19 protein-coding genes and 1 pseudogene are annotated in these 20,468 nt (G+C 66.5%); 10 read left to right on the forward strand and 10 right to left on the reverse strand.

Annotated elements, in window-relative coordinates:
• A pseudogene (locus tag AC3A3W_RS05585) lies at positions 1–1,905 on the reverse strand (S41 family peptidase); the annotation flags it as partial.
• Between the two features lie 74 nt (positions 1,906–1,979).
• On the opposite strand from AC3A3W_RS05585, the gene AC3A3W_RS05590 reads away from it, so the two are divergent.
• Complete coding sequence (locus AC3A3W_RS05590) at positions 1,980–2,873, forward strand: TIGR01777 family oxidoreductase (protein WP_487440995.1); 894 nt, start codon at positions 1,980–1,982, stop codon at positions 2,871–2,873.
• Positions 2,874–2,893: 20 nt separating this feature from the next.
• Here AC3A3W_RS05590 and AC3A3W_RS05595 read toward each other — a convergent pair whose 3' ends face one another.
• A complete protein-coding gene (locus AC3A3W_RS05595; protein WP_487440996.1) occupies positions 2,894–4,690 on the reverse strand; it encodes a serine/threonine-protein kinase in 1,797 nt (598 codons plus the stop codon).
• A gap of 142 nt (positions 4,691–4,832) precedes the next feature.
• On the opposite strand from AC3A3W_RS05595, the gene lipB reads away from it, so the two are divergent.
• The 4 genes from lipB to AC3A3W_RS05615 all read left to right on the forward strand — a co-directional run bounded on the left by lipB (position 4,833) and on the right by AC3A3W_RS05615 (position 7,872).
• Entirely contained in the window at positions 4,833–5,501 is a 669-nt protein-coding gene (gene lipB, locus AC3A3W_RS05600) for a lipoyl(octanoyl) transferase LipB (RefSeq protein ID WP_487440997.1), read from the forward strand.
• On the forward strand, positions 5,498–6,505 hold the full coding sequence (gene lipA, locus AC3A3W_RS05605) for a lipoyl synthase (protein WP_487440999.1): 1,008 nt from the start codon (positions 5,498–5,500) through the stop codon (positions 6,503–6,505). Before lipB ends, lipA begins: the two co-directional genes overlap by 4 nt.
• An 88-nt stretch (positions 6,506–6,593) precedes the next feature.
• Positions 6,594–7,343 carry a DUF4191 domain-containing protein gene (locus AC3A3W_RS05610; RefSeq protein ID WP_205652659.1) on the forward strand — a complete coding sequence of 250 codons (750 nt, stop codon included), beginning with the start codon at positions 6,594–6,596 and terminating at the stop codon, positions 7,341–7,343.
• A gap of 142 nt (positions 7,344–7,485) precedes the next feature.
• Positions 7,486–7,872 carry a DUF3817 domain-containing protein gene (locus AC3A3W_RS05615; RefSeq protein ID WP_487441001.1) on the forward strand — a complete coding sequence of 129 codons (387 nt, stop codon included), beginning with the start codon at positions 7,486–7,488 and terminating at the stop codon, positions 7,870–7,872.
• Between the two features lie 35 nt (positions 7,873–7,907).
• Here the strand turns inward: AC3A3W_RS05615 and AC3A3W_RS05620 are convergent, their stop codons facing one another.
• Positions 7,908–8,345: an RDD family protein gene (locus AC3A3W_RS05620; RefSeq protein WP_487441003.1), complete on the reverse strand. Its 438-nt coding sequence runs from the start codon at positions 8,343–8,345 to the stop codon at positions 7,908–7,910.
• A 299-nt stretch (positions 8,346–8,644) separates the two neighbouring features.
• Here AC3A3W_RS05620 and glnA (AC3A3W_RS05625) point away from each other — a divergent pair, with 299 nt between their 5' ends.
• Both glnA (AC3A3W_RS05625) and AC3A3W_RS05630 read left to right on the forward strand, forming a co-directional pair.
• Entirely contained in the window at positions 8,645–10,069 is a 1,425-nt protein-coding gene (gene glnA, locus AC3A3W_RS05625) for a type I glutamate--ammonia ligase (protein WP_205652657.1), read from the forward strand.
• 107 nt (positions 10,070–10,176) lie between these two features.
• A complete protein-coding gene (locus tag AC3A3W_RS05630; RefSeq protein ID WP_487441005.1) occupies positions 10,177–10,467 on the forward strand; it encodes a hypothetical protein in 291 nt (96 codons plus the stop codon).
• 27 nt (positions 10,468–10,494) lie between these two features.
• On the opposite strand, the gene AC3A3W_RS05635 is transcribed toward AC3A3W_RS05630, so the two are convergent.
• From AC3A3W_RS05635 to glnA (AC3A3W_RS05655), 5 genes are all read right to left on the reverse strand, one after another.
• Positions 10,495–11,043, reverse strand: a complete 549-nt coding sequence (locus AC3A3W_RS05635; RefSeq protein WP_487441007.1) for a hypothetical protein — start codon at positions 11,041–11,043, stop codon at positions 10,495–10,497.
• An 83-nt stretch (positions 11,044–11,126) separates the two neighbouring features.
• The gene (locus AC3A3W_RS05640) at positions 11,127–11,642 is read right to left on the reverse strand and encodes a GNAT family N-acetyltransferase (RefSeq protein ID WP_487441009.1); all 516 of its coding nucleotides are present in this window, start codon (positions 11,640–11,642) and stop codon (positions 11,127–11,129) included.
• Between the two features lie 21 nt (positions 11,643–11,663).
• Positions 11,664–12,092, reverse strand: a complete 429-nt coding sequence (locus tag AC3A3W_RS05645; RefSeq protein WP_487441011.1) for a VOC family protein — start codon at positions 12,090–12,092, stop codon at positions 11,664–11,666.
• A gap of 64 nt (positions 12,093–12,156) precedes the next feature.
• Positions 12,157–15,168 carry a bifunctional [glutamine synthetase] adenylyltransferase/[glutamine synthetase]-adenylyl-L-tyrosine phosphorylase gene (locus tag AC3A3W_RS05650; protein ID WP_487441013.1) on the reverse strand — a complete coding sequence of 1,004 codons (3,012 nt, stop codon included), beginning with the start codon at positions 15,166–15,168 and terminating at the stop codon, positions 12,157–12,159.
• 9 nt (positions 15,169–15,177) lie between these two features.
• Complete coding sequence (gene glnA, locus AC3A3W_RS05655; protein ID WP_487441015.1) at positions 15,178–16,518, reverse strand: type I glutamate--ammonia ligase; 1,341 nt, start codon at positions 16,516–16,518, stop codon at positions 15,178–15,180.
• Between the two features lie 267 nt (positions 16,519–16,785).
• Between glnA (AC3A3W_RS05655) and panB the strand changes: the two genes are divergently transcribed.
• Positions 16,786–17,691 carry a 3-methyl-2-oxobutanoate hydroxymethyltransferase gene (gene panB, locus AC3A3W_RS05660; RefSeq protein ID WP_487441017.1) on the forward strand — a complete coding sequence of 302 codons (906 nt, stop codon included), beginning with the start codon at positions 16,786–16,788 and terminating at the stop codon, positions 17,689–17,691.
• Positions 17,692–17,710: 19 nt separating this feature from the next.
• Here the strand turns inward: panB and AC3A3W_RS05665 are convergent, their stop codons facing one another.
• Entirely contained in the window at positions 17,711–17,875 is a 165-nt protein-coding gene (locus AC3A3W_RS05665; RefSeq protein WP_205652649.1) for an SPOR domain-containing protein, read from the reverse strand.
• A 127-nt stretch (positions 17,876–18,002) separates the two neighbouring features.
• On the opposite strand from AC3A3W_RS05665, the gene map reads away from it, so the two are divergent.
• Positions 18,003–18,881 carry a type I methionyl aminopeptidase gene (map, locus tag AC3A3W_RS05670; protein ID WP_309992831.1) on the forward strand — a complete coding sequence of 293 codons (879 nt, stop codon included), beginning with the start codon at positions 18,003–18,005 and terminating at the stop codon, positions 18,879–18,881.
• A gap of 85 nt (positions 18,882–18,966) precedes the next feature.
• Positions 18,967–19,770, forward strand: a complete 804-nt coding sequence (gene ppgK, locus AC3A3W_RS05675; protein ID WP_487441019.1) for a polyphosphate--glucose phosphotransferase — start codon at positions 18,967–18,969, stop codon at positions 19,768–19,770.
• A 121-nt stretch (positions 19,771–19,891) separates the two neighbouring features.
• On the opposite strand, the gene nrdR is transcribed toward ppgK, so the two are convergent.
• Complete coding sequence (nrdR, locus tag AC3A3W_RS05680; RefSeq protein ID WP_205652646.1) at positions 19,892–20,389, reverse strand: transcriptional regulator NrdR; 498 nt, start codon at positions 20,387–20,389, stop codon at positions 19,892–19,894.
• Positions 20,390–20,468 lie beyond the last annotated feature (79 nt).

Raw genomic sequence — 20,468 nt, forward strand, 5'->3', positions numbered from 1 at the left:
GACCGCCGTCAGGGAAGAGTAGTTGCCCTGCGGGACGGGGACGCTGACAACGCGGTGCGAGAGTCCCTCGGCATCAACGCGGACCGGCGCTGGCTGGCCAGCCTCGCCGGCGTCGCCGTCCTGGCCCGTTTCCGGGTCGAAGGAATGCCCGTCATACACGGGATCGAAACTGCGGATGGACAGGAAGGCGAGGAACTTGCCGTCCGGCGTGAACGACGGCGACTGGTCGCGGAAACGGCCGTCCGTCACGTCGATGATTTCCGGCGCACCCGTAGCCGTGCCTGTTGCACCCGCGCCCGGACCGGCTGTGCCCACCTGGGCCACCCTGAGACGGCTGCGGGAGCCAAAGGACGTCACCGGTTCCGACCAGGCCAGCCAGGCGGAGTCCGGCGACCAGCACAATGCTTCGATGCTGCCTTCGCCGATGCTGGTCACTGCGGTGATGGAGCCTGCCCGCGTATCGGCCACGTAGACATCGCCGAATGCGGTGCCGATCGCAATCCAGCGGCCGTCGGGACTGGTTTCCATGGCGCTGGCCCGCGAAGGCTTGGGGAAGGCGATCCGGCTCGGTGCCGGGGACAGGGTGCCCGCGGCCGGACCGGCCTCGTCCCCGGTGCCGGCAGCAGGAGCGACGTCCGCCTGCGAATCGTCAGCCACGGCGACGTCAATGCGCTGGCCGGCGGGGCCGGCAGCCGGGACGGGACTGGGCAGCGCCGGGGCACCGGAGGGCTGTTCTCCCGTGGCCTGTGCGGTGGCCTGCCCCGTGGGCGGCACTGCACGGTCAGCCCGTGCTTCCGGTGCTTCCGGTGCTTCGAGCCGGGGCGCGATCTCCCTGATGAACAGCGCTTCGTCTCCGTCGTGGTCCGCAACGTAGGCGATGCGGCCCTCCGTCAAAGGGCGTGGCAGCCTCGCCCGGACGCCCGGAGTGGCTTCAACCACCCGCGAGGGTCCGTCCTTGTGCCGCAGCCAGTGGATGGTTCCGTGCGCCTCCACCGCACTGGCTGCTCCCGAGACGTCGGGACGGACGTCACCGAGGTGCTTCTCAACCTTGAGCAGCGCCGGACGGCGGCCTTGGGACGCCGATCCCAGTGAAATCTCCAGCCGGACGGCGTCGGAGGCAAGGTCATCGAGAATCCACAGCTCACCGGCTGACTCGAAAATGACACGCTTGCCGTCGGTGGATGCGTGGCGGACGTAGAAGTCCTCATGGTCCGTGTGGCGCCGGAGGTCTGTGCCGTTGGGCAGGACAGAGTACAGGTTGCCGTAGCCTTCGTGGTCCGAGAGGAAGGCAATGCGCCCGTCGACCCACATGGGGTCGGCCAGGTTGCCGTCCAGGTCCGGAAGCAGCCGTGCGAACTCACCGTTGCCGTCGGCATCGATCCAGAGCTTCCCGGCCGTGCCGCCGCGGTAGCGCTTCCACCACGCGGGTTCCCGGGACAGGACGCTGGCCACGACGACGGGCTTCTCGTCGCCGACCTCGGTGCCGAAGGCCACGGATTCAACGGGCCCGAACGGCAGTTCTTCGGCCCAGCCGCCCTCCGTCGGGAGCCTGTAGGCATGCGTGAGCCTGTTCTCGGCCTGGCGGAACGCGCTGGTGACCACCACGTCGCCGGAGGCCGTGAAGCCTTTGACCCTGGTGGTGCTGTGACCGAAGAAGGTCAACTGGCGGTACCCGCCGCCGTCGACGTCGGCGATGACCACCTCAGGCGCCGTTCCCTGTACGACCGTCCAGACGAGCCGCTTGCCGTCCGGCGTGAACCGCGGGTTCCGGGCAGGGAGTTGCAGGGAGGAAATCCGCCAGGCACGGCCTCCGCCGAGGGGCGCGATCCAGACATCGTCCTCGGCCACAAACGTGACCAGATCGCCGTGAACATGCGGGAATCGGAAGTAGCTCGAAGAGGTCATCGTACGATCATAGTCAAAGTCACCAAGGCCGGCCGGGAGGTGCCCTGCCGTGCCGGGGCGTGGTGAGATGGATCATGCGCATCGTCATGGCCGGCTCCTCCGGGCTCCTCGGTACCGATCTTTCCGCCCGGCTGCTCGCGGACGGACATGACGTCACGCGGCTGGTCAGGAGGACCCCTGCCTCGCCGGCGGAAGTGCGCTGGGACCCGGCCGCGGGCCACATCGACCCGTCCTGCCTTGAGGGCGCCGACGCCGTCATCAACCTGTCCGGGGCCGGCATCGGCGACAGGCCCTGGACACGCCGCCGGATCGACGAACTTTTCCGCTCACGGCTGGGGCCGACGCGAACCCTGGCCACGGCAATGAGGCATCTGGATGCGCCACCGAAAACCTTCATCAGCCAGTCCGGAACGGGCTATTACGGAGACGCAGGCAACACCGTCCTGCACGAGAAATCGCCTGCCGGGTCCGGCGTCCTGGCCCGGATCTGCGGCGAGTGGGAAGCCGCCGCCCATGAGGCGCCGGCCGGTGTCCGCGTGGTGACCCCGCGGACGGCGGTGGTGCTCAGCCGGTCCGGCGGAGCCCTGGGCAGGCTGCTGCCGCTGCTGCGCCTGGGCGTCGGCGGGCCGCTCGGCAACGGCCGCCAGTACTGGCCGTGGATCACCCAGCCGGACCTGTCCGCAGCGTTTGGTTTCCTGTTGACGTCCACGCTCTCCGGTCCCGTTATTGTGGCGTCCCCTGAACCCGCCGACGTCAACGCCCTGGTGGGCGAGCTGGCCAGGGCCCTGCACCGGCCGGCGCTGCTCCGCGTTCCGGCTCCGGCACTGCGCCTGGTGATGGGCAAGCTGGCCGACGAGCTCCTGCTGGCCAGCCAGAAAGTGGAGCCGGCCCGGCTGAAGGACGCCGGATTCGTGTGGCGGTATCCGGCTCTGCGTCAGGCTGCCGAATGGGTGGCTCACGGCGCGTGAGGGGCCCGGCATCGCGCGGGTCATGGTGCCGGCAGGATCTCTGAGATCAGCCACCTGCCATCAATGCGGAGGAGAACCAGCTGCAGATCGAGGGCCGGCTGAGGATGGCCCGTAGCCACCACGACCCCCGCAGCGGACCGCTCCACATAACCGGACGTCGCAGCGGTCACGGCCACCACCGCCCTTGTCTCCGTGCTTTCCGGCAAGCTGCGGATGTGCGCGAGGCTGGTGGTGAACCCGCCCAGGACAGTCCGGGAGTCCCGCAGCCGGACGCTGATCCGGCGGTCCGCGGCCGCTGCCGCAGAGCTCGGGGCGTTGACCTCGGCGAGCAGTTCCAGCCTCCCCTCGCTCAAGGCGGTAGATCGCAGCCAGGCCAGTCCTTTCACGGCTTCCACTGGATTCCCCGCCCGGAGTTGGCCGCGGACGGCAGCCGGGATCCCGGCAGCGGTCGCAGCAGGAGCCGAAGTCGGAACAGGAGCCGGAGCAGGCGCGGGCACCGGTGAGCCGTCGCGCACCAGGGAAGGCCCGGCGCCTGCACCGCCCGGCAGCAGGTCCGTGGGCGGCGCCGGCGGCAGCAGCCATGCGCCGGCAACGACCGAAGCGGACAGAAGGCCTGCCCAGGCGGCTTTCCGACGGCGGGGCGCGGCAGCCGCACGCCGTGAGAGGCGCCGCTGGCCGGAGAGCGGCTCCTCTCGATCCGACCGGGTGTGCCGGCCACGCCTGCCGGGCAACCCGTCTTCGGGAGCGCCGGCCAGGGAGCCGGCCAAAAGCCGGCCACCGAGCGGCGCCGGGGTGCTGCCCGGGCTCCTCCGGAATGCTGCGGCGGGCGCGGACGTGTGGAGGCGCCTCCCCCAGGCGGCGAGCCGTTCCCGCGTGCGGCCGCGGGCCGGCTGCTCCGGCCTGCGGGTCAGCAGCTCCGGCAGGACGGTCGGATGCACTGAGCGCGAAAGGTCGACCGGCAGCGCTCCCGCGCTCCGGTAGATGGCGGTGGCCAGTTCCGCGGCGTCCGGACGCTGCCGCCGGTCCTCGCTCAGGCCTGCCTCCAGCGCCGCAGCAAGTTCATGGGGAACGTCCGGCACCAACAACGACAGCGGCGGCCTGTCTTGTGCAGGGAGCGGCGGCGCCCCGGTGAGGCAGTACCAGCCCAGCGCGGCGGCGGCGTAAACGTCGCGGCCGGGCTGCAGTCCTGCCCTCAGTGCATCGACCGGTGAGGGATCCCGAAAACCGTCGGTGCCAAGTTCTGAAACGCCGCCAGGGTCTCCTACCATGCGTGCCAGGCCGAGGTCGGCAAGGAGCGGTTTTCCATGCCCGGAGAAGAGCACGTTTCCGGGCGAGACGTCTGAATGGGTGAATCCCCTGCCGTGCAGATAGGCCAGCGCCTGCGCGATGGGAGTCAGGACGGTCACGGTTTCCCCGACACTGAGCCGGCCCCGGGAACCGACGAGTTGCCGCAGCGAACCGCCCGGTGCATAATCCATGAGGATCCCGACGACGTTGTCCGTGGCCCCGCCCACCGCGGCCCCGCCGACCGTGACGACGTCGTGCGATTTCACCAGGTGGCCGTGGTCAAGGACGGACATGATCAGGATCTCCCGGCGGATATCCTCCTCCGCATGCTGCACCGCCGCGCCGCTCCCCTGTTCAGGCCCGGATGCCGTGCCAAAGCACTTCAGCGCCAGCTTGCGCCCGCTCGCCTCCTCGGTCACCAGCCACACCACGGCGCTGCCGCCGCTGCCGAGCCGACGGCACACGCGGTAGCCCGGAAGCTGCGGCTCGCGTTCCTCGGAATGACCTGTGTCCTGACTCACGTCGTCCATGGCTTAATGCCTACCCGAAACGGCAACTTCCCGCAGAAGTTATCCACAGGAGGCGGACCCCGGCGCAGGCCGGTCCTCCGGGGGGGTGAGAGGTTGGGCACACTATCCGGTCCAGAGCCCGCCGGGGTCTAAGCTGGATGCCATGACTCTTGAGTTCACACAGCTGGGTCTTGCCCCCGATTTCGTGGATTACACGCACGCCTGGGAACTCCAGCGCGAAATCCACGAAAAGGTCTTGGCCGGCAAGGCCCCCAGCACAGTACTCCTGCTCGAACACTCCGCTGTCTACACCGCCGGTAAACTCACGGAGGACCACGAGCGCCCCTTCGACGGCACCCCTGTAGTTCCGGTGGACCGCGGCGGCAAGCTCACCTGGCACGGCCCGGGCCAGCTCGTGGGCTACCCCATCATCAAACTGAAGAACAGGGCCGGGATCCGCGACTATGTAGAGCGGCTTGAGGCGGTCATCATCGCCGTCCTGGCCGACTACGGAATCACGGCCGTCCGGATCAAGGGCCGCGCAGGGGTCTGGATCGAGGAGGACGCCAAGGGCCCGGCCCGGAAGATCGCCGCCATCGGCATCCGCGTCAACCAGGGCGTCACCATGCACGGCTTCGCCATCAACTGCAACAACGACCTGTCCCCGTACGGCCAGATCATCGCCTGCGGAATCACCGACGCCGGGGTGACCACCATTGCCCAGGAGACCGGCCGCGATGTGGCCCCGGCGGATCTCGTTTCGCGGATCATCGAAGAACTGCGCAACAATGAAGACGCCCTAGTTGCAACCCCCGAAGGAGCTCTACTGTGACACTGGCACCAGAAGGCCGGAAAATGCTGCGTATCGAACAGCGCAATGCGGCCACCCCGGTGGAACGTAAGCCGGATTGGATCAAAGCCAAGGTCCAGATGGGCCCCGAGTTCGTCCAGCTCAAGAACCTGGTCAAGAAGGAAGGCCTTCACACCGTCTGTGAAGAGGCCGGCTGCCCCAACATCTTCGAGTGCTGGGAAGACAAGGAAGCGACGTTCCTGATCGGCGGGTCCGAATGCACCCGGCGCTGCGACTTCTGCCAGATCGACACCGGCAAGCCCTCCCCTGTCGACATGTTCGAACCCACCAAGGTGGCCCGCTCGGTGCAGGCCATGCAGCTGCGCTACGCCACGGTCACCGGCGTGGCCCGTGACGACCTCGAAGATGAAGGCGTCTGGCTCTACGCCGAGACCGTCCGCAAGATCCACGAGCTCAACCCGGGCACCGGCGTCGAGCTCCTCATTCCCGACTTTTCCGGCAAGCCCGAACACATCGCCGCGATCTGCGACTCCAAGCCCGAGGTCTTCGCCCACAACGTCGAAACCGTGCCGCGCATCTTCAAGCGCATCCGTCCCGCCTTCCGCTATGAGCGGTCCCTGGACGTCATCACGCAGGGCCGCAAGCTGGGCATGGTCACCAAGTCCAACCTGATTCTGGGCATGGGCGAAACCCGCCAAGAGATCTCCGAGGCCCTGCAGGACCTGCACGACGCCGGCTGCGACCTGATCACCATCACGCAGTACCTGCGCCCGTCCGAGCGGCACCTTCCGGTGGACCGCTGGGTCAAGCCGCAGGAATTCGTGGACCTCGCCACCGAGGCCGAGGAAATCGGCTTCCTCGGCGTCATGAGCGGCCCGCTGGTGCGCTCCTCGTACCGTGCCGGCCGGCTCTGGGCCACCGCGATGCGCAAAAAGGGCTGGGAAATCCCTGCCGAACTGGCGCACATCGAGAGCTCGGGAAGCACCCGCCAGGAAGCGAGCTCGCTGCTGGCGGCGCACTCCTAGCACGTCTGTCTGTCTGAGCCAAAGGGCCGGACGCCGGGTCGTCCGGCCGTCCGGCCCTTTGTCGTAAATCACGTAGAATTAAGGCACTATGGCGAAATCCCCTGATTCCAGCAACAACACTCCGTCAGCTGACGCCCCCAAGCGTGGGCTCTTCTCGCGCAAGCCCAAGGCAGCAAAGGTCAAGAAGCCGAGCCGGCTGAAGCAGATCGGCGAAGTCTTCAACATGACCCGCCGCCACGACCCCATGGTTCCGTGGCTCATGCTGCTGGCCTTTCTGGGCGTCGTAGCGGTCAGCCTCATCGTTGGCTTGTTGCTGGAGAACTGGATCACCGGCCTGATCATCGGCATCCCGCTGGGCTTCCTCGCGGCCACGTTCATCCTGTCCCGCCGCGCCGAACGTGCGGCGTTCGCCCAGATCGAGAACCAGCCCGGCGCCTCCGGAGCTGCCCTCAGCACGCTCAAGCGCGGCTGGATCACCGAGGAGCAGCCGGTGGCGGTCAACCCGCGCACCCAGGACGCCGTGTTCCGCGCCATCGGACGTCCCGGCGTCGTGCTTGTCAGCGAGGGCCCCACGCACCGCGTGAAGCCGCTGCTGGATGCCGAGCGCAAGAAGCTCGCCCGGATCCTGCCCAACGTGACCATCCACGTCATCGAGAGCGGCAAGGGCGAAGGCCAGACCCCCATCAGCCAGGTTGCGAAGAAGATGAACAAGCTGAACAAGGAGCTCACCAAGATCGAGGTGAGCGCCGTTTCCAAGCGCATCTCGTCACTCGGCAACCGGCTCCCCATCCCCAAGGGCATCGACCCTTACAAGGCCCGTCCCCAGCGCGGACGCTAAACTTCCTGATCCGCCCCGGCGGCCGGACTTCCCTCCGGCTGCCGGGGCGATTTCATTTGTCCCGGCGCGCTAAAGACCACTCGCTGTACACGACTTTGCCCAACCACGATTTGCCCAACCACGACACGATGCCGGAGACCCTGTGAAAATACCGTCAAGAAGCACCGTCATTGGCATCTTTCGGATGCTCGCCCTCGCCGAGGCCCTGAGCTGGGCAGCACTGCTGACTGGCATGTACTTCAAATGGATCGCCAAGACCACCGAGCTTGGCGTGGAAACCGCCGGGCCAATTCACGGGGCGCTGTTCATCGCCTACGGCGTCACGGCCCTGGTCCTGTGGCGCCTGCAGCGCTGGCCGTTCCTGGCTGCGCTGTTCGCCGGCCTCTCGGCCGTGCTGCCCTTCGCCACGGTGCTGTTTGAACGCTGGGCGGGAAACCGCGGCTACTTGAGCGCATCCGGTACGACGGCGGGCGGCACGGCAGAGCACACCGTCCGGGAGCCAGCCCAGGAGGAAACCGCGGACGCCTAGCGGCATCCGCCCGGCTTACCTGCGAAGCTCCGGCTTTACCTGCGGATCAGGACGGTCTTCATGGCTTTGTCATGAAGACCCCGCTGGTCCGGATCAAAGATCACGGCGGGAATCACCAGGCAGAGCAGCAGTGTACGGACCAGGGCCGCGACCGGGCCTGCAGGCCCGCCGCCAAGCCTGATCACGTGGATGCCCATGGCGCGGTGGCCAATGCTGTAGCCGAGGGTGCCAATCAGCAGCGCCTGTTCCGCTGCGAACACGGCGAGCGTAGACCAGGAGTCGCCGGAAAAAAGGAAGTTGCTGATCAGCAGGGCCAGGGTCCAGTCGATGATGATGGCCACGATCCGCCGCCCGGCCCGGGCGATGGACCCCGGCCCCGATTCCGGCAGGCCCAGGCGTTCCCCCGGGTACTTCGAAATGCCGGAGGTGTCCGGCCCGCTCAGCCAGGAACCAATGTCTCTGCGATCTACCACCGTCCAAGTTTACCGGGTTTACCCGCACGCCCGGCCGGCGCGGACCGCTCAGAGTGTGGATGCGGATGGACCATAGTGTGGACACCGTATAGCGTTTACATATCAGGGGGTTATGTAACCTGCCGGAAACAAAGCTGACACGGACGGGAAACCCCTTATCCCTAGGGTGGTAACAGTTGCTAGCGAGCTGCCGGCGGGGGCACTTTTTTGTGTTTTCGCCCTTCAGACTGCGCTGGCCCACGATTGCGCTGGGCCACATTGGCTTCCAGCCAGTTAATACATATGCGTAAGGAGCATAGATGTTCAAGACTGCGGACGAAGTCCTCAAGTTCATCAAAGACGAAGATATCAAGTTCGTCGATATCCGCTTCACTGACCTTCCTGGCGTGCAGCAGCACTTCAACGTGCCGGCCAAGAGCGTGGACGCTGATTTCTTCGTCAATGGCCAGCTCTTCGACGGATCTTCCATCCGTGGCTTCCAGGGCATCGCCGAGTCGGACATGCAGCTCATCCCGGATGTCACCACCGCGTTCCTGGACACGTTCCGCATGGAGAAGACCCTTGCGCTGAACTTCTCCATCGTGAACCCCCGCACTGGCGACCCTTACCACCGCGACCCCCGCGGCGTGGCCGAGAAGGCTGAAGCCTACCTCGCGTCCACCGGCATCGCGGACACCGCCTTCTTCGCTCCCGAAGCCGAGTTCTTCGTCTTCGACAACGTCCAGTACCAGTCCTCCCCGCAGGGCAGCTTCTACAAGATCGACTCCGAAGAAGCCCACTGGAACACCGGCCGCGAAGAAGAAGGCGGAAACCTGGGCTACAAGACCCCCGTCAAGGGCGGCTACTTCCCGGTTTCCCCCACCGACAAGCAGGCCGACCTGCGCGACGCCATGTGTGTTGCCCTGGACGAGGCCGGCCTGGAGGTCGAGCGCAGCCACCACGAGGTCGGTTCCGCTGGCCAGGCTGAAATCAACTACAAGTTCACCACGCTGACCCACGCCGCGGATGACCTGCAGAAATTCAAGTACGTCATCAAGAACACGGCCGATGCCTGGGGCAAGTCCGTGACCTTCATGCCGAAGCCGGTTTTCGGTGACAACGGCTCGGGCATGCACTGCCACCAGTCGCTGTGGAACGGCGGCGAGCCGCTGTTCTACGACGAGAAGGGCTACGCAGGCCTGTCCGACACCGCCCGCTGGTACATCGGCGGCCTGCTGAAGCACTCCTCGGCCGTGCTCGCGTTCACCAACCCGACGGTGAACTCCTACCGCCGCCTGGTCAAGGGCTTCGAGGCTCCGGTCAACATGGTTTACTCGCAGGGCAACCGCTCCGCCGGTATCCGCATCCCGATCACGGGTTCCAACCCGAAGGCCAAGCGCATCGAGTTCCGCGCTCCGGACCCCTCCTCCAACCCGTACCTGGCGTTTGCTGCCCAGCTGATGGCCGGCATTGACGGCATCCGCAACCGCATTGAGCCGCCGGCTCCGATCGACAAGGACCTCTACGAGCTCCCCGCCGAGGAAGCCAAGGACATCCCCAAGGCTCCGGGCACGCTCGAGGAAGCCCTGGAGGCGCTCCGCGAGGACAACGAATTCCTGCAGGCCGGTGGCGTGTTCACCCAGGACCTGATCGACACCTGGATCGAGTACAAGTACGAGAACGAGATCCGCCCGCTGTCCCTGCGCCCGAACCCGTACGAGTTCGAGCTCTACTACGGCGTCTAGCCACATCACAGGGCTAAACCCGGTTTAGTTCGCAGAGAGCCCGCACGAGCTGCCAGCACAACGGCAGCTCGTGCGGGCTCTTCTTTGTCTGCGATCGCATCAGCCTCGTGAAACTCTACGCCCGCGGGATTCCCTTCAGCAGTGAGGCTGTTGAAGATGCGGCCTCCCGCACCGAAGGGACTACCGCCTCGTTTGCTCGCGACCTCGTCCGGAGGGCCGTGGTTGCTGCCGCCTTGGAAGGAGTTTCGGTGGATGACAGGCACCTCAGCACCGCTGTCGACGTGCTGATGGACGACGGCGAGGCTCTTACCCGCAGTCTCCTGGGCAGCGGCGCGGGAACCGGCTTCGAGAATCCAGGCTCCGGTGGTTTTGGTCCACCAGGCTTCCCACCTGTCTAGTGCCATGCAGGCAGGCAACACGGCAGGTCATATTCCCCGGCAGGGTTCCTCCGCATACCGCCCCCACAGGGAGTCGGAGCCGTTGCCGCCAAACGACTCCCGGTCTGCCCAGAGCGCACGGCACAGGATGGGTGATTCCGCAAAACTTTGCCGCATGTAGGCCTCCCAGTCTGCCCGTTCTGAGGTGAAGGCCTGCATTCCCATCTGATACTTCAGGTGCGCGAAGTGATCAAGGATCCGGTGCGCCGTGGCTTCGGCCCTGGCGGCCAGTTGCTGGGCCTCCAGTTTTTCCGCAGCATTTTGGAGAGCCGCCGGGTCAGGGAGTTCCTGCCGACGCCAGAAGTATGGCTGAAGGTCCACATTGTCCACGAAGATCCTGTCGATCTCCTGCTGCTGGGCGTACAGGGAAGCCGCCGTGCTGCTTTCCAATGTGCTTCTGATGCCGACGTACTGGTAGGCCGCCGCGATGAGGGTGGCGGCCACGCCGGCCGCGATGAGCAGCAGCTCGGCCCTTCGGCGCTTCCTGGCTTGGCTGCTCTTCGCCAGTGCCCGGGCGTGGTCACCCTCCAGTTCCATTTCGCCGCTCCAAGGTGGTCACACTGCGGAAGAGCCCTGCCAAGACACAGCGTAAGCACGCACCCTGACCAGCGCAACGGGCGTCAAAACGCGGCGTACATGGTGCGCTGCGGTCCGGCGTCACCGCCGAGGTACTGCCCGCGGTCCTCGAAGCCGGCCTTGCGGTAGGCGGCAAGGCCGGATCCGTTGCGTTCGTTGACGGAAAGTACGACGCCGGCCTGGCCCCCACCGCGTCTCGCCGTGAGTTTGGCGGCGGTCGCCACAGCCGCCGCCGCGGCGGCCGGGCCGAGTCCCCTGCCTTGCCGCCGGCGGTCAATGAGGAAGCCGCGGAGCAACCACACTGAGTCATCGTCCGGCCAGCCCGCCAGCGTGGCCGCGCCGGACTGGAGCGTCAGCACGCCCACGGCTTCGCCGTTTTCTTCGATGACATAGGGCATCCGCGACTGTTCTTCGAGCCCGGTCAGCATCATCCGCAGCGGATCACCGACGAAGTCGCCCTGGCCGGTTCCCAGTTCCATCCGGGCCACCTCGCCCAGGTGAATGGCCTGCGCGTCCTCGTCGAGGTCCTTAAGGGAGATCAGCCATACGTGCGGAGGCATGTCCGGTCGGTCTGGCGCTCTTCACGAACCGGGCGTCGCCACCGATTCGGCCTGCGGGCCAGCCGGGTCCATCCACATGACCTCCCAGAGGTGCCCGTCGAGGTCCTGGAAGCTTTGGCTGTACATGAAGCCGTAGTCCTGGGCCGGCTGGGACTCCGTGCCGCCGGCCGCGATGGCCTTGTTGTACATGTCGTCCACGCCGTCACGGCTGTCGGCGGAGAAGGCCATGATCACCTCGCTGCTGCCTTTGGCATCGGCGACCTCCTTGGAGGTAAAGGTCTTGAAGAAGCCCTCCACCAGGAGCATCACGTAGGCATCGTCATTGATAATCATGCACGTGGCGTTCTCGTCGGTGTAATCCGGGTTGAACTTGAAACCCAACGCGGTGAAGAAGTCCACCGCTTTGTCGAGGTCCTTGACGGGGAGATTTACGAAGATTTGGGTAGCCATGGGCCCAAACCTAGCACCCGGCCCAGGACGTGTCAGCCCTCCCGGGGCACGATAAAGCGCCGGCCTAGTGTCCGTAGAAGACCTTCTCGAAGACGGCCCTCGCCCGCCGGCTGACCCGCAGGTAGTTTTCCTCGAAAGCCGTGGCCATCCCTTCCTCATAGCCGCACCAGCGGGCCACCGCTTCCAGGTCCCGCCTGGAGGAGGGCAGCAAGTCAGACGCCCGCCCTGTCCAGATCACGTTGGCGGAGCGGATGCGGCTGGCGAGCCGCCAGGCCTCGGCCAGCAGCCCGGCGTCGGCTGCCTCCAGAAGACCCAGCGCCGCCGCGGCTTCGAGCGCCTCAAGCGTCGACGTCGTCCGCAGTTCCAGGTGCCGCCCCGCGTGCTGCAGCTGGAGCAGCTGTACCAGCCATTCGACGTCGCTGAGCCCGCCGCGGCCGAGCTTGAGGTGCCGGGCCGGATCGGCACCGCGGGGCAGCCGCTCCGCTTCCACCCTCGCCTTGACGCGCCGGATCTCCCGGACGTCCGCCTCGGACAGCGACTCCGGGTACCTGATCGGATTGATGAGCCTGAGGAAGTCATCAGCGAGCCGGTCATCACCCGCGATCGGCCTGGCGCGCAGGAGCGCCTGCGCTTCCCAGACCAGCGACCAGCGGCGGTAGTACTCGGCGTACGATTCCAGCGACCTCACCATCGCCCCGCTCTTGCCCTCGGGACGCAGGTCGGCATCCACGGCCAGCACCCGCTCGGCCAAGATCGCCGGCCGCAGGGGCTGGGTGAGGAGGCTGGAGATGTGGCCCACGATCTTTGCCGCCTGCTGCTGGGCCTCGTCGTCGGCGTAACCTGGCAGGGCACGGTGGACGTAGAGGACATCGGCATCGGAGCCGTAGCCGATTTCCCGGCCTCCCTGCCGGCCCATGGCCACGACGAGCACCGAAGTCTTCAGGGGGCCAGCCGCGGACACGATGTTCTCCGCAACGCGCAGCGCCCCGAGGATCGCCGCCCGGTCCGTTTCGGCCAGCGCCTCACCCACCTGGTCCTGGGCGAGCAGGCCGGCGCTGTCGGCAATGGCCACGCGCAGGATTTCCCGCCGCCGGATCAGCCGGATCAGCCGCATGGCGCTTTCCGGCTCAGCGTGTCGGGACATCTTGGACGCGATCTCCTGCCACTGGGCCTCGAAGCTGAGGGGCGTGAGCTCCTTGTCGGTTCCCAGCCAGGCCACCGACTCCGGTGACACTTCCAGCAGGTCGGCGATGAGCCGCGAGTTGGACAGCATGTGGCAGAGCCGTTCCGCCGCCGCGGCGGAGTCCCGCAGCATGCCGAGGTACCAGTGGGTGGTGCCCAGGGCCTCGCTGATGCGGCGGAAGGCGAGTAACCCGGCGTCGGGATCCACACCCTCCGCGAGCCAGCCCAACAGAATGGGCAGCAACTGCCGCTGCAGGGCGGCGCGCCGGCTGACACCGGCAGTCAGGGCCTCGATGTGGCGCAGCGCCCCCTGGGGATCGCGGTAGCCGAGCGCGGCAAGCCGGCCCTGGGCTGCTTCCGGGGTCAGGCGGGCGTCCTCGCTGCTCAGCTTCGCGGCGGTGTTCAGCAGCGGGCGGTAGAAAATCCGGTCGTGCAGCTCGCGGACCGAGCGTTTCGTCTTGTGCCAGGCTGCCATCAGGGCGTCGGGATGCGGCCGGTCGGTGGAGAACGGGCCCAGCACGGCCTTGGCGAGGGCACGCTGCAACGGTTCCTTGACGGGCATCAGGTGGGTCCGCCGGAGCTGGAACAGCTGGATGCGGTGTTCGAGCAGCCGCAGGTACCGGTAGGCGTGATCAAAGGCGGCGGCGTCTGCCCTGCCGATGTAGCCGCCCGCTGACAGGGCTGCGATGGCCGACGTCGTATCGCGGCGCCGGAGTGACTCATCGGATTTTCCGTGCACAAGCTGCAGGAGCTGCACCGTGAACTCCACGTCCCGCAGTCCGCCCCGGCCGAGCTTGATCTGGCGCTGCTCCTCGGCGGCCGGAATATGCTCCGTCACACGGCGGCGCATGGCCTGCACGGATTCGACAAACCCGTCCCGGCCCGCGGAAGACCACACCAGGGGCCAGACGGCGTCCTCGTACCGGGCGCCCAGCTCGGCGTCGCCGGCGATGGTCCGGGCCTTCAGGAGGGCCTGAAACTCCCAGCTCTCCGCCCACCGGGCGTAGTAGCTGCGGTGGGAGTCGAGCGTGCGGACCAGCGGGCCGGACTTGCCCTCGGGCCGGAGGTTGGCGTCCACCTCCCACAGACCGGGCTCGCGGGCCGGCGAGGAAATGGCGCGGGAGATACCCGAGGCGAGTGCCGTGCCGATGCTGCTTGCCCTGGCGTCCTCCAGCTGCCCGGTCTCGACGACGTAGATGACATCGACGTCGGAGATGTAGTTCAGTTCGCGGGCACCGCATTTGCCCATGCCGATCACGGCGAGGCCGACCTCGGCAACCTCCTCGGCAGAGAACTGCGCCGCCGCCTCCGCCCGGGACACGGCCAAGGCGGCTTCAATGGCGGCTCCGGCGAGGTCGGCGAGTTCGGCGCCGACGGCCGGCATGAAGTCCAGCGGGTCCGCCGCGCAGAGGTCCTTCACGGCCAAGTCCACCACGCCCCGCCGGTAGGCGGTGCGCAGTGCCTCATAGGCTTCCGGGCCTGTTATCCCCGCCACCGGCCGCGCGGCGCTCGGGTCGGCGTGCACCGACTTCAGGAGATGCCGGCGCAGCTCGGCCGCCTCCGCCTGCAGGGGTTCCGGGCTGGCCGTCACCTCGAAGGCATCGAGGTGCTCCGGATGGCGGATGAGGAACTCCCCCAGCGCCTCGCTCGCGCCCAGGACGCGGTACAGCGGCTCGCTCGTGTCCGTATCCGCGGCCGCAAGCTTCCTCAGGTCGGGGTGTTTCTCGATCAGCCGGACCAGGGACTGCAGCGCCGCATCCGGGCTCGCGGCAAGCTGGAGCCCTGCGAACAGCACGTCCTGGTCGATGCCCTCAAGCTCGGGGGCGGCAAGGAACCTTTCCCCCTTCTCCAGATCACTGAAGCCGGCGGAAATGAGGCGGCGGGCCAGACTCAAGGCCGGGGCCTAAAGGATGCCGAGGTTGCGCTGCAGCTCATAGGCCGTCACCTGCAGGCGGTAGTCCTGCCACTCGGCCCGCTTGTTGCGCAGGAAGTGTTCGAACACCTGCTCGCCCAGGATCTGCGGCATGAGCTCGGAGTCCTCCATGCTGCGGATGGCGTCGTGCAGGCTGGCCGGCAGCGGATCGTGGCCCATCGCCCGGCGCTCCGCTGAGCTCAACGACCAGATGTCGTCCTCGGCTGCGGCCGGCAGCTGGTAGCCCTCTTCGATGCCCTTGAGCCCGGCGCCCAGCAGCACTGCGTACGCCAGGTACGGGTTGGCCGCCGAGTCGATGCCGCGGTATTCGATCCGGGCAGACTGTCCCTTGCCGGGCTTGTAGAGGGGGACCCGCACGAGTGCCGAGCGGTTGTTGTGGCCCCAGCTCAGGTAGCTCGGTGCCTCTCCCCCGCCCCAAAGGCGCTTGTAGGAGTTCACGAACTGATTGGTCACAGCCGTGAATTCCGGGGCGTGCTTCAGGATGCCGGCGATGAACTGGCGGGCGGTTTCGGAGAGCTGGAATTCAGATCCGGCTTCGTAAAAGGCATTCGTGTCGCCCTCAAACAGGGAGAAGTGCGTGTGCATGCCGGAGCCCGGATGCGCCGTGAATGGCTTGGGCATGAACGTGGCGTACGTGCCCTGCTGCAGCGCCACTTCCTTGATCACGGTGCGGAAGGTCATGATGTTGTCCGCGGTCTGCAGTGCGTCCGCATAGCGGAGATCGATTTCGTTCTGCCCGGGGCCCGCCTCGTGGTGGCTGAACTCCACGGAGATGCCCACGGACTCGAGCATTGTGACCGCCGTCCGGCGGAAGTCCTGGGCCACGCCGCCCGGCACGTGGTCGAAGTAGCCGCCTTCATCCACGGGGATCGGCGAGCCGTCCGGTCCAAGCTCCTGGGACTTCAGGAGGTAAAACTCGATTTCGGGGTGCGTGTAGCACGTGAAGCCCATGTCGGCAGCCTTCGCCAGGGTGCGCTTGAGGACGTTGCGGGGATCCGCGGCCGAGGGTTCACCGTCGGGCGTCAGGATGTCGCAGAACATCCTGGAGGTCTGCTCGGTTTCACCGCGCCACGGCAGGATCTGGAAGGTGGCCGGGTCAGGTTGGGCAAGCATGTCGGACTCGAACACGCGGGCCAGGCCCTCAATCGAGGAACCGTCGAAGCCCAGGCCTTCCTCAAAGGCGCCTTCCACTTCAGCCGGCGCCAAGGCCACCGACTTGAGTGAGCCCACGACGTCGGTGAACCAGAGACGCACGAACCGTACGTCACGCTCTTCGATCGTGCGCAGGACAAACTCTTGCTGGCGGTCCATGAAGCCTCTTCTCCGGGTCAACGTTCATGCCACCAGGCCCTTGGTACTAGCCAGGCCGGCGGCAGCTCACGAATCACTTTACTAAGCAATCAGTCCTGATGCTGGCTCAGGTGCGGCGCGTAACACAGCATTAACACGTGCCGCGGCCGGAAGCGGGCAGAATTCCACCGCACAGCCACCAGACAGCGGATTCCTGTGACCGGAAACACCCGTCCGGGGACAGGGCCCGGTAGCTAGTGCGCCGGGTCTCGGTTTACGCTCTTGCCTATGGCCTCCAGCAGCAGTCCCGATGCAAGCATGTCCGCAGAAGTACCCGCCCCCTACGGTAACGGCCCTGCGGCAGCGGGAGCGCCGTCGTCGGGAACTGTCCGGAAGCCCATAGCCAAAGTCCGCACGCACCACCTTCAGCAGGCAAAAGCCAACGGCGAGCGTTTCGCGATGCTGACGGCCTATGAGCAGTACACCGCGGAGATCTTCGACCAGGCCGGCATTGAGGTGCTGCTGGTGGGAGATTCGGCCTCGAACAACGTTTTCGGCAATGAAACGAGCCTCCCCGTCACCGTTGACGAGCTGCTCCCCCTGTGCCGGGCCGTTACGCGGTCGGCGAAGCGTGCCCTGGTGGTCGCGGACCTGCCGTTCGGCAGCTACGAGGTGTCCCCGCAGCAGGCAGTGGCCACCGGTGTCCGCTTCCTGAAGGAAGGCCTCGCGCACGCCGTCAAGATCGAAGGCGGCAAGTTCTACGCGGAAACCGTCCGGGCCATGGTCCAGGCCGGGATCCCGGTGATGGCGCACATCGGCTTCACGCCCCAGAGCGAACACTCGCTGGGAGGCTACCGTGTGCAGGGCCGCGGGGATGACGCACAGCGGCTCATCGACGACGCCGTGGCGCTGGCCGACGCCGGGGCGTTCAGCGTGCTCATGGAAATGGTGCCGGCCGAAACGGCAGCGGCGGTCGACGCCGCCATCACGGTGCCGACGATCGGCATCGGCGCAGGGAACGTAACTACCGGCCAGGTCCTGGTCTGGCAGGACATGGCGGGCCTGCGCGGAGGCAAAATGGCCAAGTTCGTGAAACAGTACGCGGACCTGCGGGCCACCCTCAGCGACGCGGCCAAGGCGTACGGCGACGACGTCCGTTCAGGCCGGTTCCCCGGACCGGAACACTCGTTCTAGCCGGACGGCCCGCGGCGGGTCAGTCGTCGTCGTCCTTTTCCCACGCTTCATTGCGGGCGTGGACCTTCTCCATCGCGTGCTCAGCTTCTTCCCTGGTCTTGTAGGGGCCGATGAGCTGGGTCCAGTCCGACAAGGCGTCCTCTTCTACCTCGTGGGTCTTGACGTTGTACCAGTACTCGGGCATCGATGTTCCTCGTTTCCGGTTTACGGCAAGGCGCGCCCGGCGTGATGCACGTAACGTAAACCGCAACGTGGCCCCGCCGGCCGCATTAATTTACATGCCAATCTGCCCTGCCTTATATGATCAATCTATGCCTTCCTTAGCCTCGACCGCACCCACCGGCACGCTGACCCCGGGATCAATCAGCCCGCAGCGGCAGGTGCCCGCGTCCATCCCGCGGCCCGAGTACGTTGGCAAGGCCGGTCCGGCCAAGTTCACCGGCTCCGAAGTGAAGTCGGCCGAAACCATTGAGAAGATCCGGATCGCCGGGAAAATCGCGGCGCAGGCCATCGTCGAGGTGGGAAAGCACATTGTTCCGGGGGTCACCACGGACGAACTGGACCGCGTCGGCCACGAATTCCTGCTGGACCACAACGCCTATCCCTCCACCCTCGGCTACCGCGGATTCCCCAAGTCGCTGTGCTCGTCGCTGAACGAAGTGATCTGCCACGGGATTCCGGACAGCACCGTGGTCCAGGATGGCGACATCCTCAACATCGACATCACGGCCTTCATCGGCGGGGTGCATGGGGACACGAACTACACCTTTCTCGTCGGGGACGTGGACGAGGAGTCGCGCCTGCTGGTGGAGCGGACCCAGGAATCGCTGAACCGCGCCATCAAGGCCGTGGCCCCGGGGCGCCAGATCAATGTGATCGGCCGCGCCATCGAATCCTATGCCAAGCGCTTCGGCTACGGGGTGGTCCGCGACTTTACCGGCCACGGCGTTGGGGAGGCCTTCCACACAGGCCTGATCATTCCGCACTACGACGCCGCGCCTGCCTACAACACTGTGATCGAAGCCGGTATGGTCTTCACCATCGAGCCCATGCTGACGCTGGGCACCATCGAATGGGACATGTGGGCCGACGACTGGACCGTGGTGACTCGCGACCGCAAACGCACCGCACAGTTCGAACATACCCTGCTCGTCACCGAGTCCGGCGCCGAGATCCTCACCCTTCCCTGACACGGGCCTGCACGCGCCCCTGACTCCCCCGGCAAGCGACCCTTGCCCTGCCCGAGCCCACAACCCTGCCACGAACGGAATCCCATTGGCCAAGAAGGACGAAAAGACCCGCAAGAACGCACCGCTGATTGGCATCGACATCGGCGGCACCGGCATCAAGGGCGGCATCGTCGACCTGAAGAAGGGCAAGCTGATCGGCGATCGTTTCCGCCTGGCGACGCCCCAGCCGGCCACCCCTGCGGCCGTCGTGGAGGTGGTGGCCCAGGTCGTGGAAGAACTCTCTGCGCGCCCGGACGCCCCCGAGGCTGACAGCCCGGTGGGCGTGACCTTCCCCGGCATCATCCAGCACGGCGTGGTCCACTCCGCCGCCAACGTGGACAAGAGCTGGATCAACACTGACATCGACGCGCTGCTGACCGCGCGGCTGGGACGCCCCGTGGAGGTCATCAACGACGCCGATGCAGCCGGCCTGGCCGAGGCCCGCTACGGCGCCGGCGAGGGAATCAACGGCACGGTCCTCGTGATCACGCTCGGCACCGGCATCGGATCGGCCTTCATCTTCAACGGCAACCTCGTTCCCAACGCCGAGCTCGGCCACTTGGAGATTGACGGCTACGACGCCGAAAGCAAGGCATCCGCCGTTGCCCGCGAGCGGGACGGTCTCAGCTGGGAGGAGTACAGCGTGCTGCTGCAGCGTTACTTCTCGCACGTCGAGTTCCTGTTCTCCCCCGAACTTTTCATCGTCGGCGGCGGCATCTCCAAGCGCGCCAACGAGTACCTGCCCCACCTGCGGCTGCGCACGCCCATCGTCCCCGCCGAGCTGAAAAACGAAGCAGGCATCGTGGGAGCAGCCCTGGAAATTGCGGTAAAGCACGACCTCACGAAGTAGTCCTGCGGTGGTGCGCCACCGAAAGTGAACGCAGAAGGCGGCAGACCATGGGTCTGCCCCCTTCTGTATTCACTGGAGCCGGTGGCGGCTGCGGCTTCCCCTCCGCTGCCGCCACCGGAGCTTAGAGCTGGCTCTTCTCAGAGCTCTTGCCTTCAGACCGCTTGGCTTCGACTTCGCCTTCGTGGCGCAGCAGCGCGATGGCGGATTCGAAGTCTTCCAGCGATTCAAAGGCCTGGTACACACTGGCGAAGCGAAGGTAGGCAACCTTGTCCAGCTTTTGCAGGGGTCCGAGGATGATGAGGCCGACCTCATGGGCATCGATTTCAGCCGCGCCGGAGGCCCGGATGTTCTCTTCGACTTCCTGCGCCAACATGGCCAGATCGTCCTCGCTGACCGGCCGGCCCTGGCAGGCCTTGCGGACACCGTTGATGACTTTGCTGCGGCTGAACGGCTCGCCCACGCCGGAACGTTTGATCACGGAGAGGCTGGTGGTTTCGACCGTAGTGAACCGGCGGCCACATTCCGGGCATTGCCGGCGGCGGCGGATCGCCGAACCGTCATCGGCTATGCGGCTGTCCACCACACGGGAGTCGGGGTTGCGGCAAAACGGACAGTACATGTTCGTTCCTTTCCCCGGTGCGCAATGGTTTGGCAAGCAATCTGGCGCGGACTTGCTGCCCGCTTCCTCTTTCCGGAAC

This window comes from Arthrobacter sp. Soil_N43 (assembly GCF_057655195.1).